Origin of the sequence: Eggerthella sp. BIOML-A1 (assembly GCF_009875595.1) — a bacterium.
GTDB classification, from domain to species: domain Bacteria; phylum Actinomycetota; class Coriobacteriia; order Coriobacteriales; family Eggerthellaceae; genus Eggerthella; species Eggerthella lenta.
On the sequence record NZ_WWRZ01000004.1, the window covers coordinates 135,952 to 148,646 of the forward strand.

Here is a 12,695-nt window from a genome sequence, read left to right on the forward strand (position 1 = left end):
TCCGTTTCCAACGCGGATCGAACGTATCGTCCATGCGCTTTCGACGCAGATTCCGCACCGAAGAGAAGCCGCAGATGGAAAAGCCGTCCAGCTTGCACCCGAAGGCGCGCCGAACGGCTCGCAAGCGTGGAAAACGCAGCGGTGGAAACGTGTGGAAGGACGCGGAGGCGCTAGAACAGGGCAGGTTGCGTGAAGGCCGTGCAGAACGTTGCGCGATGGATGGGCGTGAGACCGTAGCGCTTGATGGCCTCGATATGGGCCGCGCTCGCGTAGCCCTTGCAGGCGTCGAAGCCGTATTCGGGGTACTCCTCGGCGTAGCGGCACATGAGCGCGTCGCGCTCCACCTTCGCCACGATGGAGGCGGCGGCGATCGAGGCGCATTTCCCGTCGCCCTTCACCACGTTCACCTCGCGCTCGTCGAGGCGCATCGGGTTGCCGTCGAGCAACACCACGTCGGGGCGCACGCCCGCTTCCTCGATGCGTCTGATCGCGCGTCGGAACGCCAGCGCGAGCGAGGCCGTCATACCGCAAGCGTCGATGTCGGACGCCTCCACGTACTCGACCGTCCAGGCCACGGCCACGGCCTTCACCTGCACGGCGATGCGCTCGCGCGCCTCAGGTCTCACCTGCTTGGAGTCGTTGAGGCCCTCGATGAACGGTTCGGCGGGCAGCACCACCGCGCCCACAGCCAAAGGCCCGGCGAGCGGCCCGCGCCCCACCTCGTCGAGACCTACGATCACGCCGTCGCCGCGCCCTGCAGCCAGCGCGCGCTCGAACGCGTACAACGATGCCAGTCGCTGCCGTTCCGCCGCCTCGGCCGCCAGACGCGCCCGAGCCCGCTCCACGGCGTCGCGCACGCCCTTGCGCGCGTCGGCCACGAGCGAGCGCTCGAGCACCGCGAACTCGCGCTCGTCGGCCTCGTGCAGACGTTGCTTGATATCGGCGACGGTCGGTCCCATGAATCCCCCTCGACATGCTCTTCTTCGACCGACCATGATACCAGAAAGGCGCTGCGCGGCCTCGCCCGCCCCTGTAAAAAAGGAACCCCCGCCGTCCGGAAGGACGACGGGGGTTCCTGCAAATCTGAAGCGTATAGAAGGCCTAGCGGTACGCCTTCTCCTTGATCTTCGCGGCCTTGCCCACCTTCTTGCGCAGGTAGTACAGCTTGGCGCGGCGCACATCACCCTGACGCACGACCTCGATGCGCTCGATCTTCGGGGAGTGCACGGGGAAGGTGCGCTCCACGCCGATGGAGAAGCTGATCTTGCGAACGGTGAACGTCTCGCGATTCGAAGCGCCCTGGCGACGGATGACATCGCCCTGGAACACCTGGATACGCTCGCGGTTGCCCTCGGTGATGCGGTAGTGAACCTTCACGTTGTCGCCGACGTTGAACTCGGGGACGTCCTGTTTGATCTGCTGCTGTTCGATGGCGCGAATGATATCCATGACCCGTTCCTTCTTATATATTCAATGAAACCTAATTGCATGTCGTCTAGTAAAGACACGATTGGATAGTATACCGTCAACGGAACGGTACTGCAAGGAAAAACCTGGGCACATGCGCAAAAACTTGGGCTCTCCACGCATAATGCCGAATTCCGCCGCGCTTCCGGCCCGGTCTTCCGATGCGCACGGCCTCTACAGGAGCATGAGCAGCGCGTACGCGGCCACACCCGAGACGGCGCACCACAGAAGCGATTTCGTCTTCCAGGCGACGAGAGCCACCGCAAGCGCGGCGATCAGGGGTGCGGCTGCCGGCCACAGGCCTGCGTCGAACATGCCGGGCGTCAAAAGGTCGTTCGCGACGAGCGCGGCGAACGCAGCCGGCGGAATGAAGCCGAGCGCCTGCCCGACCCCTTCCGGCAGTTCCTTGCCCTTGAGAACGAACAGCGGCACCACGCGGCAGACCAGCATGGTGATTGCGCAGCACCCCAGCACGATGAAGTAATCGCCCCAGCCCATCGGTTCCATCAGCCGCGCTCCTTCGCCCACGTGAACAGCAGCGCCGCCATCACGCCCACGAGCGCGCCCACGAGTATGGCGGGGCCCGAAAGCCCGATGGTCTTGCATGTGTACACGCCCAGGATGGCGAACGCCGCAGCCACCACGTTGGCCGGCGTCACCTTCTGCGTGACGAGCAGGCAGATGAAGATGGACGTCATGGCGAAGGAGGCTATGGCCAGCGGGATGCCCACGGCGTTGCCCACGAGCACGCCGGCCACGTTCGACAGCGCCCACGAGCTTTGCGAGAAAAGGTTCACGAGCGTGGCGCGGCCAACCGACCAGCCGCCCTCCTCGAACTTCGCCGTGTTCACACCGTAGCTTTCGTCGGTCACCGTAGCCGCGAACAGAAACGCGAGGCGTTTCTTCACACGCTCGCAGCGCGGCGCGAACGAGGCCGAGTACAGCATCTGGCGTGTGTTCACCAGCGACACGCTGGCGATGATGGACGCGAGCGGCGAGCCGGCCAGCCACATGTTCGGGATCATGAACTGGCCCGCGCCCGAGTAGAACACGGCCGACAGCAGGAACACCTGCAGCTCGTTCATGCCGATGGAAGCGCTCAGGATGCCGCAGGGTATGCCGATGGCGACGTAGCCCAGCATGATGGGCAGCGCCGCCGAAAACGATTGCCTGATGTGATCCCCGGAAAGCATAGTTAGACGATTATACAATTCTTGTGCACCTGCGCAACGAAGAAATGTCCTTAGGCCGAGGGAACCTAGTAATGCAGCGCGTTGGGGATGAACAGCCTTTGGTAGAGGTTCTTGGCGTAGCGGTCGGTCATGCCGGCGATGAAGTCGGTGACGGCGCGCAGGTCGTCGCCCTCGGAGATGGCGCGGTACTCCTGCGGAACTTCGCCCGTGTGCGCCACGTAGTAGTCGAACAGGTCGTCCACGAGGTGCGTCGCCTTCGCCACCTCGTCGGTGACGGCAGGGGCGCTGTACACGCGCTCGAACAGGAACGACCGCAGCTCCATCATGGCGTTCCACACCGCGTCGCTCATGCGGATGTCGTCGACGGCGGCCGACGTCTCCACCATGTCGAGCACGAGCGTCTCGATGCGCGACGAATGGTCGGGGCCCAGCATGGCGTGCGTCGACGCCGGCAGGTCGACCTCGCGCAGGATGCCCGCGCGGATGGCGTCGTCGATGTCGTGGTTGACGTACGCGATGCGGTCGGCCGTGCCCACGATGCGCCCCTCCAGCGTCTCGGCGCGCAGGTCGCCGGTGTGGTTGAGGATGCCGTCGCGCACCTCGGACGTGAGGTTCAGTCCCTTGCCGCCGTTCTCGATGCGCTCGACCACGCGCAGGCTCTGCTCGTTGTGGCGGTAGAGCGCCTCCGCCTCGGGCGATGCCGGGTCGATCCCCTTGTGGCGCGCCAGGCAGCGCGCGAGCGCCTCCTCCCCCGTATGCCCGAAGGGCGTGTGCCCCAGGTCGTGGCCGAGCGAGATAGCCTCGGCGAGATCCTCGTTCAGCCCCAACGCGCGGGCGATGGTGCGGGCGATCTGCGCCACCTCCAGCGTGTGCGTGAGACGGGTGCGGAAGTGGTCGCCCTCGGCGGCCAGGAACACCTGCGTCTTGTGCGACAGGCGGCGGAAGGACTTCGTGTGGAGGATCTTATCGCGGTCGCGCTGGTAGTCGGTGCGCAGGATGTCGGGCTCGGCGGATCGGTCGCGGCCGTCGCTCTCGTCGGCGAACGCCGCGTCGCGGGAAAGCTCCACGTGCTCGCGCTGCTCTTGGTCCTCGCGATGGATGATGCGCATAAGGCCCTCCTTTTCCGTCGCCCGTCCGTCGGCGACCTGCAGGATCAGTATACCAACTTATCCGGCTCGAACGCGCCGCGCTCCGTGACGATGCGCGTGATGAGGCCGGCCGGCGTCACGTCGAAGGCCGGGTTCCACACCTCGACGCCCTCGATCGCGACGGGCAGGACCTCGGAGGCATCGCGCTCTTCGATGGGGATGCCCGAGCCGTCCGCGATTGCGGGGTCGATGGTGGAGGTGGGCGCGGCCACGTAGAACGGGATGCCGTGATGGCGGGCGAGCACGGCCACGCCGTACGTGCCGATCTTGTTCGCCGCGTCTCCGTTGGCGGCGATGCGGTCGGCTCCCACGATCACGGCGTCCACCTCTCCTTTAGCCATGAGGCTTGCGGCCATGTTGTCGCAGACGAGCGTGCAGGGAACGCCCGCGCGCGCCAGCTCCCACGACGTGAGGCGCGCGCCCTGCCCCACTGGGCGCGTCTCGTCGGCGTACACGCGCTCGATCTTGCCCTGCTCGGCCGCGGCGTATACCACGCCGAGCGCCGTGCCGTAGAACGCCGTCGCCAGGCTTCCGGCGTTGCAGTGCGTGAGCACGCGGCTGCCCTGCCGCAGCAGCGCGGCTCCGTGCGCGCCGATGGCGCGGTTCGCGGCTTCGTCCTCGGCCTCCATGCGCTTCGCCTCCGCGAACAGGGCGTCGGCCACGGCCGCAGGAGCCGCGCCCCCGTCGAGCGCAACACGCGCGCGGCCCAGCACGCGCTCGACCGCCCAGCGCAGGTTCACCGCGGTCGGGCGCGCGCAGGCGATCTCCTCGGCCGTCCGCTCGAGCGCGGCGCGGTATGCGGAAACCTCGCCCGCGCCCGTGGCGCCGCCGGCGGCCTCCCGAGCCCAAAGCGCCACGGCAGCGGCGCCCGCCACGCCGATGGCGGGCGCGCCGCGCACCGCGAGCGTCTTGATCGCGTCCACCACCGCCCCCCAATCCGCGGTTCGCTCGATCGCGAGCTTGCCGGGCAACAGGCGCTGGTCGACGTAGGCGAGCGTCGCGGCGCCGTCGGCGGCGCGCGCCAGCTCCACGGTGCGCGGGAGACGGTCGAGTCGGAGGTTCGCGGTCACGGGGCTTCCTTTCCTTCGGAGACCACCATTCTAACGGAAAGCGCCCGAGCGCGGCGAGAGGACGTCGCGCCGCGCCGACCGACGGGACGGGGAATGCCCTCCGAACGATCGACCGTCCGATTGGCAACCGGCTCGTGACGGTTCGATCGACGCGAGCCGCGGACGGGTATCGTGGAAGCGAACACCGTCGCAACGACCGCGCAAAGGAAGCTCCATGCCGAACACTCAAGCACCCGTCAAACCGCCCGCATCCCGACCCTGGCAGGCGGAGCCCCTTTCCGACGTCCTCCTCGAGCTCGACTCCTCGCTCGAAGGGCTGAGCGAGCTCGAGGCCGCGCGCCGCCTCGCCGAGACGGGCCCCAACGAGCTGAACGCGAAGCCGCCGCGCACGCTGGCGCAGATGGCGCGCGAGCAGCTGACCGACCCCATGATCCTCATCCTCCTCGTGGCGGCCGTGCTGTCGGCGCTTCTGCAGGAATGGGCCGAAGCCGGCATCATCTTCGCCATCGTGGTGGTGAACGCGGTCATCGGCATCGTGCAGGAGCGCAAGGCGCAGTCCTCGCTCGAAGCGCTAAGATCGATGAGCGCGCCCGAGGCGCGCGTCGTCCGCGACGGCGTGGAGATGGTGGTGCCCGCGCGCGACCTCGTGCCGGGCGACCTCGTGCAGCTGGGCGACGGCAGCATGGCGCCCGCCGACCTGCGTCTGGTCGAAGCGGCCGGGCTGCGCATGCAGGAAGCCGCGCTCACGGGCGAGTCGGTGCCCGTCGAGAAGGACGCCTCCACCGTGGTTCTGCCCGGCGCGCCGCTGGGAGACCGGTCGAACATGGCGTTCGCCACCGCCATCGTCACCGCGGGACGCGGGGCGGGCATCGTGGTGGCCACGGGCATGGGAACCGAGGTCGGGCACATCGCCGGCATGCTGGAAGGCGACGAGGAGCTGGACACACCCATCAAGCGCAAGCTGGCCTCGTTCGGCAAGATCCTCACCATCGTGGGCGTGGCGGCGGCGCTGGCGGTGCTGGCCGTCGGCCTGGCCTACGGCCGCCCGTTCGCCCCCTTGCTGCTGCTGGCCGTGTCGCTGGCCATCTCGGTGATCCCCGAGAGCCTGCCCGCCACCGCCACCATCACCATGGCGCTGGGCGTGCAGCGCATGGCCCGCCACGAGGCGCTCGTGCGCCGCCTGCCGGCCGTCGAGACGCTGGGCGGCGCCACCGTCATCTGCACGGACAAGACGGGCACCCTCACCGAGAACCGCATGAGCGTCGTGCGCGTGTCGCTGGGCCCCGACCTCGACCGCGACGAGGCGCTCGAGCCCGCCGAGGCGCTCGAGGAGCACCCCGACCTGTTCGGCTACCTCGCGTTCGCCGCCGTGCTGTGCAACGACGCCGCGTTCGCGCCCGCCGAGGAGGGCGCGCCGGGGGCGCAGGCGTTCATCGGCGACCCCACCGAGGGCGCGCTGCTGGTGCTGGCGCGCGACAACGGCATCGACCCGACCGCGCTGCGCTCGACCTACCCGCGCCTGGCCGAGCGCCCCTTCGACTCCGACCGCAAGCGCATGTCCACCGTGCACGAGCGCGACGGCGAGATCGTGGCCGCCGTGAAGGGCGCGATCGATTCGCTGCTGCCCCGCTGCGCCTTCATCATGGACGAGGACGGCCCGCGGCCGATGACCGACGAGGATCGCGCCCGCGCGCTGGCCGTGGCGCAACGGCTCTCGGACGAGGCGCTGCGCGTGCTGGCATTCGCCACCCGCGCCCTGCCCGGCGTGCCCGGCGACGAGGAGGACATCGAACGCGATCTCGTGCTCATCGGCCTCGTCGGCATGATGGACCCGCCGCGGCCCGACGTGCGCCAGGCCGTGGAAACCTGCCGCACCGCCGGCGTCCGCACCGTCATGATCACGGGCGACCACGCCTCCACCGCGCGCGCCATCGGCCGCGAGCTGGACATCTTCCGTCCCGGCGACCTCGTGGTCACGGGAGCCGAGCTCGACGAGATGGACGACGCGGCGCTCGACGAGGCGGCCCGCAACACCTCGGTGTTCGCCCGCGTGTCGCCTCTGCACAAGCTGCGCATCGTGCGCGCGCTGCAGCATGCCGGCGAGGTGTGCGCCATGACGGGCGACGGCGTGAACGACGCGCCCGCGCTCAAAGCCGCCGACATCGGCGTGGCCATGGGCATCACGGGCACCGACGTGGCGAAGGACGCCTCCGACATGATCCTCATGGACGACCGCTTCACCACCATCGTCTACGCCGTACGCGAGGGCCGCCGGGTGTTCCGCAACATCCAGAAGGTGGTCTCCTTCCTCGTGGCCGACAACGTGGCTCAGATCGTGGTGCTGCTCACCGCCGTGGCCTTGAACTGGAACGCGCCGCTCACCGCCGTCATGATCCTGTGGGTGAACCTGGCAACCGCCTCGCTGCCCGCGCTCGCGCTGGGCGTGGAGCCCGCCAGCCGCCACATCATGGAGCACCCGCCCATGCGCGTGAACAACCTGCTGGACGGCCCGCTAGCGCGCCGCGTTATCTTCCAGGGCGTGTTCATCGCGGCGCTCGCGCTGGTCGCCTTCGTGATCGGCCAGAACGCGGGCAGCTACGAGCTGGGCTGCACGATGGCGTTCGGCGTGCTGGGATTCTCCCAGGTGCTGCGCTCCCTGAACCAGCGCTCCGCCACCGACCCAGTCTGGGACCGCGAGGGCGCCCGCAACCGCCAGCTGGGGCTCGCTGCGGCGGCCAGCATCGCGCTCATGCTGGTCGTGCTGCTGGTGCCGCCCTTCATCGAAGCGTTCGGCGGCACGACGATGGACCTCGGTCAGTGGGCGCTCGTGGTGGGCTTCGCCCTGCTGTCCGTCGTGCAGACCGAAATCGCGAAGGCCATCGGACGCTGGCGCGCGCGCCGCTAAGCGCGCAGTCGCCGGAAAAGGGCATCCTCGCGCGCGAGAGCGCCGCCGTGCACGAACGGCGTATTGCCTACATGCACGCTTTTGACAAGGAAAACGGGTCGGAATGCCCGTACATGCTTGACAAAAACGTGCATGCGAAGGAAAGGCTTGCTGCTCGGGCGCATGCGCGTTCGTCCCTCGTCGCTGCTTTGCCTTCGGCGACGGCGAAGTGGCGCTCTGATGGGTTTTCCCCGAACCGCTCATGCTCACGCTACAATATCGTTTCACCGATGAACGAACTGCAGAGCGCGCGAAAAAAGGAGGGGGTTGAGCATGGGCGGGATCGAAACCGAGCGCGACCTTTCTCTCGACTCGACGTTCTTCGTCGCGTTCGACCTCACCCATCGCGCGCTCAAAAGCGGGCTGGCGCAGGCCAGCAGCCTCAGCGTGACGCAGTACCGCGTGCTGGTGAAGCTGCTGTCCGCAGGCCCGGACGGCATCGACCAGTCCAGCCTCGGAAAGATGCTCGACCTCAAACCGAACGTGGTGACGCAGGCCGTGAACGCGCTCGCAGCCGCCGGGTACGCGACGCGCCGACGCGCCGGCGACGGCGATAGGCGCGTGCGCACCGTGGGCATCACCGACGCCGGAGCAAGCCATGTGGCGCAGGCCAACGACGCGCTCGTCGAGCGCCTCTACGCCCTGTTCCCCACCGAAGACGCTGCCCACCGCACCATCCTCGAAGCCTCCATCGCGGCCGGCGCGAGCATCGAGGCGCCGCCGCCCGGCGAGACGCCCGGCCGCTACGCTGCTTCGCGGGCGCTCGTGTCGCTGGAACTGGTGAAGCGTGCGATGGAAAGCGCCCTGCGGGCCTCGTGCGGCGCGTCTCTCAGCGAATGCCGCGTGCTGCAGCGCCTCGGCGAGGTGGGCGAGCCGCTGCGCATCGGCGACCTGGCGTCGCAGCTGCAGATGACGGCCGTCGCCGTCGCACGGGCGGTAGACGGCCTGGCCGAGAGAGGATGGGTGGAGCGCCTGGCCAGCCCCCGCGACCGAAAGGCCGTGTTCGCCGCCGCCACACCCCAGGGCGAGCGGCAGCGGAAGGTCATCGCGCGCACCGTCGCCTTGCTTGCGCGCAAGCACCTGTGGAGCAGGCTCGACGACCGGCAGCGCTGCGCGCTCGCCCGCACCTGGCGCATCGTCATCGCCGACGTCCAAGCGCGCAAGGAGGCCGAGCGCAAAGCCGCCCTCGGCCTCCTCCAGCCCATCGACTGACGCGCACGTCGTCTGCGCATGGATCGCCGATGCCAGACTTCCGCATGCAAAAACCTTCTCCGCACCGGAAAAAAGACGAGCAAGACGCTCGCACTTTCTTTTTACCGCCATTGGCGGTAAAATACTGGCGGTAAAAATATTCGAGAGGAGGCCTCTGGTGTACGAACCGCCCTTCGACCCCACCGACAAGATTACTGCAACCGCCTTGGATATCGCCGAGATGGTGGGACGGCTCGCACCCGACTCCGCGCTGTCCTCCTCGCCCGTCCTCCATCGCGAGCTGCGTATCAAAACCATACACTCTTCTCTGGCTATCGAGCAGAACACGCTCACAATGGAGCAGGTGACCGATATCATCGACGGCCGGCGCGTCTTCGGTCCGCCCGACGATATCCGGGAGGTCCGGAATGCCAAACGAGCATACGACTTGCTCGGCAACTGGGATCCGCGCAACATGGACGACCTCCTCGAGGCCCACGGCGTCATGATGGAAGGCCTGCGCAAGGACGCGGGAACCTTCCGGACGAAAAACGCAGGAGTATACGACGGGGATCGATTGATCCATGCCGGAACCCCCGCATCCTACGTTCCCGAAGTTATGGCCGACCTGTTCGAATGGCTGGGTTCGACGAAGCTCCACCCGCTTCTCGCTTCGTGCGTATTCCATTACGAGTTCGAATTCATCCACCCGTTCTCCGACGGAAACGGCCGCATCGGAAGGCTCTGGCACACGCTGCTGCTGGCTCGATGGCGCTCCGTGCTCGCCTGGCTGCCGATCGAAAGCATGATCCGGGAGCGCCAAGACGCGTACTACGCCGCATTGAACGAATCGAACGCGACCGGATCCTCGACCGCCTTCGTAGCCTTCATGCTCTCGGCCATCCGCGATGCGATGGAGCCTTTCTGCACGGAAGAGCGTCGAGAGGACGGGCTGAGGAATAGCATCCTGAGCCTCATGGCCGAGAACCCTTCGATCACGGTCTCCGAGATCGCGGAAGCCGTCGGCCTGGCAAGACGCACGACGGAGCGCGCCATAGCTTCGCTCAAGGAAAGCGGGCGCGTCCGGCGCGTCGGAAGCCCACGCGCCGGACACTGGGATATTTCCTAAAAGAAGGCCGCGCTTCCCCCTGTCCGAAAGGAGAAGCGCGACCGGGATTCCATGCTACGCGCGACCCTTCTTCACCAGCGCGCCCATCCCGAACATGATGGCCAGGTTCACGACCACGTCGGCGGCGAACCATGCTCCCACCGTGCCCAGCTGGATGCTGGCCGAGTTGACGGCCGAGAACGTGCCCACGGTGAGAACCATGACCACGAGACCGCAGACGAAAGCCGCGAGCACCAGGTTCCAGCCTGCGCGCTTCTCGTCGCGCGCCCGCGCGAGGCAAGCGCACACCGTCATGGACGCTGCGCCCAGAAGCGTGCCGAGAAACGCCGCGAACCCCACGAGCGCCAGCACGAGCAACGGCAGGGAGGGCAGCTTCGAGCTCATGGACGCCACCTGCACGGCCGAGAGTATCCCGCTCACCGTGATCAGCAGGCACACGATGGCCGCAAGCGCCGTCGCCCAGCCCCACAGAAACGCCGTCGCCGGCCTGCCCGCGCCCTCGCTGCGGCGCGCGAACAGCAGACCGTGCAGCGCGACGCCCGCCGTGGACACGACCATCGCCAGCGACGCCGCGTACATGAACGCCACGAGCGCCGACCCGGTCAGGATGGAGCACACGACGTCGAGGATGGGCACGTCGGCCGCCGAGATGTAGTCGTAGGAAAGCGTTCCGGTCAAGTCCATCACGGCCAGCCCGATGCGCCCCACGATCGCCACAGCGAGCGCGATCATAAACAGCATCGCATACGGCCGCGCCATGCCCTTCAACTGCTCTTTCATGCTACTCCCCTCCCTTCATCTCGTTGGCGACGGCGTACGTGCCGCACAAGTACCCGCCGCAGAACGCCAGGCTCACGTCGCCCAACAGCGAACCCAGGATAGGGTCGCCGATGTAGCTGTTCTCGCCGCACGCGCCGCCGGCCGTGTGCCAGCCCGCGTACAGGCCGGGGATCACGGTGCCCTTGGTCGAGATCACCTGCATCTCGTCGTTGATCATGAGGCCCGCCTTCGTGCCGTACAGGTTTCCGCCGATGCGGCAACCGTAGAACGGCGGGTCCTTGATGGCGTGCAGCCACTCGGGAGGCATGGGATACATGAAGTCGTCCTCGCCGCGCTCGCAGCACGCGTTCCACTTCTCCACGGCCTCTACCAGCACGCCGGGGGCGAACCCCAGGTCGCGCTCCAGCTCCTCCAGCGAGTCGCGCTTCTTCAGCACGTCGGCGTCGATGGCGTCCTGCACGCCGTGGTGCCAGTCGCGATAATGCTCGGGCACTTTGTCGATCTGCTCGAGGTCGGGCGTGATCAGCTTGCGGCAATGCTCCTGCGCGAAGCCGGCCAGATGATCCTCGTAGTGCGCGTCGAAGACGATGTAGGAGCGGTGCCCCGGCGGCGTCATCTGGATGGTGGCCAGATCGCCCAGCGCGTAGATGGCGTTCGCGCCGTCCTCGCCCACGCGGCTGTCCATGTAGCGAAGACGGTTGCCGCAGCGGTCGACGGTGAACCACGGCTGGCGCGACAGCTGCGTCATGCCGTCGTAGAGGAAGCGCGCCCACTGGCCGCCCTCGGCCTCCCAATCGACGCCGCCGTCGAAGCTGGCCGAGCTGTTGAAGCCCGACACGTCGGCGTTCACGCCCAAGCCCATGCGGAAGCACTCGCCCGTCTCGCCCGCCGTGAGGTAGCTCGAGGCGCAGCCCATGGCCGCCGTGGGGATGTAGCGCTCCAACAGGGCTTTGTTGTTGCAGAAGCCGCCCGCCGTGAGGATGACGGCGCGTTCGGCGTGGATGTACTTCTCCGCGCCGTAATCCTCGCGCACCACCACGCCCACGATCCTCCCGTCGCCGTCCTGCACGAGCGCCTCCGCCGGGCTTTGGAAGAGGTACTGCACGCCGTGCTTCTGACCGAAGCTGAACATGGCGTCGGTGGCGTCCTTCATCTTGAGCACATGGTGGTCGAGCGTCGAGTTCTTCGGCGCCACGTACACCGGCACCTCGCCCAAGCGCCACCGGACGCCGCAGTCGGCCATCCAGTCGATGCACGTGCCGCCCGCCTCGGCGATGCGGTGGATGAGCAGCGGGTCGCACGCGTAATGGTACTCGTCGATGGCCCAATCGGCCAGCTTGCGCGCGTCGAAGGGGTAGGACGGGAACGCGAAACGCTTCGACTCCTGCAGCTTCGATCCGCCGAGGATGGCGCACATGCCCGCCTCCTGGGCGTTGCCGCCGTGCAGGCCCATAGCCTCGACGCAGATGGTCCGCGCGCCCTGCTCGGCCGCGCGCGCCGCCGCGTTCAAGCCGCCGCCGCCCGCGCCCACCACGCAGATGTCGCACTCGTAATCCCATGTCGCGGGCACCGCGCGCGGAGGGATAGGGCTTGCATCGTCCGCCGGGAACGCCGCGCCGTTGTGCTCGCGATACGTGCCGTCCGACCAAGAGGCGTTGGTGACGGCGCTGTCGGGCACGTCGACGGCCTTCGACCCATCGGCCGCCCAGTCGCCGATCACGCCCTCCGGCACCGCATAGGCCGCGCCCGGCACCGCCGCCGCGGCCGCGGCGG

At 67.9% G+C, this 12,695-nt stretch carries 11 protein-coding genes; 3 read left to right on the top strand and 8 right to left on the bottom strand.

The window, feature by feature from the left end:
* Positions 1–170 precede the first annotated feature (170 nt).
* The 6 genes from GT590_RS05850 to mtnA all read right to left on the bottom strand — a co-directional run bounded on the left by GT590_RS05850 (position 171) and on the right by mtnA (position 4,878).
* Positions 171–959 carry a ribonuclease HII gene (locus tag GT590_RS05850; RefSeq protein WP_086414608.1) on the bottom strand — a complete coding sequence of 263 codons (789 nt, stop codon included), beginning with the start codon at positions 957–959 and terminating at the stop codon, positions 171–173.
* Positions 960–1,101: 142 nt separating this feature from the next.
* Positions 1,102–1,449: a 50S ribosomal protein L19 gene (gene rplS / locus GT590_RS05855; protein ID WP_009304464.1), complete on the bottom strand. Its 348-nt coding sequence runs from the start codon at positions 1,447–1,449 to the stop codon at positions 1,102–1,104.
* Positions 1,450–1,641: 192 nt separating this feature from the next.
* Positions 1,642–1,974: an AzlD domain-containing protein gene (locus GT590_RS05860; RefSeq protein WP_086414609.1), complete on the bottom strand. Its 333-nt coding sequence runs from the start codon at positions 1,972–1,974 to the stop codon at positions 1,642–1,644.
* A complete protein-coding gene (locus GT590_RS05865; protein WP_009304466.1) occupies positions 1,974–2,660 on the bottom strand; it encodes an AzlC family ABC transporter permease in 687 nt (228 codons plus the stop codon). The genes GT590_RS05860 and GT590_RS05865 overlap by 1 nt, the downstream gene beginning before the upstream one ends.
* Positions 2,661–2,725: 65 nt before the next feature.
* Entirely contained in the window at positions 2,726–3,769 is a 1,044-nt protein-coding gene (locus tag GT590_RS05870; protein ID WP_009304467.1) for a deoxyguanosinetriphosphate triphosphohydrolase, read from the bottom strand.
* Between the two features lie 44 nt (positions 3,770–3,813).
* A complete protein-coding gene (mtnA, locus tag GT590_RS05875) occupies positions 3,814–4,878 on the bottom strand; it encodes an S-methyl-5-thioribose-1-phosphate isomerase (RefSeq protein ID WP_086414610.1) in 1,065 nt (354 codons plus the stop codon).
* A gap of 214 nt (positions 4,879–5,092) precedes the next feature.
* Here mtnA and GT590_RS05880 point away from each other — a divergent pair, with 214 nt between their 5' ends.
* The 3 genes from GT590_RS05880 to GT590_RS05890 all read left to right on the top strand — a co-directional run bounded on the left by GT590_RS05880 (position 5,093) and on the right by GT590_RS05890 (position 10,142).
* Positions 5,093–7,783 carry a cation-translocating P-type ATPase gene (locus GT590_RS05880; RefSeq protein ID WP_086414611.1) on the top strand — a complete coding sequence of 897 codons (2,691 nt, stop codon included), beginning with the start codon at positions 5,093–5,095 and terminating at the stop codon, positions 7,781–7,783.
* A gap of 312 nt (positions 7,784–8,095) precedes the next feature.
* On the top strand, positions 8,096–9,034 hold the full coding sequence (locus tag GT590_RS05885; protein WP_086414612.1) for a MarR family transcriptional regulator: 939 nt from the start codon (positions 8,096–8,098) through the stop codon (positions 9,032–9,034).
* 157 nt (positions 9,035–9,191) lie between these two features.
* Positions 9,192–10,142, top strand: a complete 951-nt coding sequence (locus GT590_RS05890) for a Fic family protein (RefSeq protein WP_009304471.1) — start codon at positions 9,192–9,194, stop codon at positions 10,140–10,142.
* Between the two features lie 54 nt (positions 10,143–10,196).
* On the opposite strand, the gene GT590_RS05895 is transcribed toward GT590_RS05890, so the two are convergent.
* Both GT590_RS05895 and GT590_RS05900 read right to left on the bottom strand, forming a co-directional pair.
* Positions 10,197–10,922 carry a hypothetical protein gene (locus GT590_RS05895; protein ID WP_086414613.1) on the bottom strand — a complete coding sequence of 242 codons (726 nt, stop codon included), beginning with the start codon at positions 10,920–10,922 and terminating at the stop codon, positions 10,197–10,199.
* Between the two features lies 1 nt (position 10,923).
* A partial coding sequence (locus GT590_RS05900; RefSeq protein ID WP_240133618.1) for an FAD-binding protein occupies positions 10,924–12,695 on the bottom strand: 1,772 nt, incomplete at its 5' end.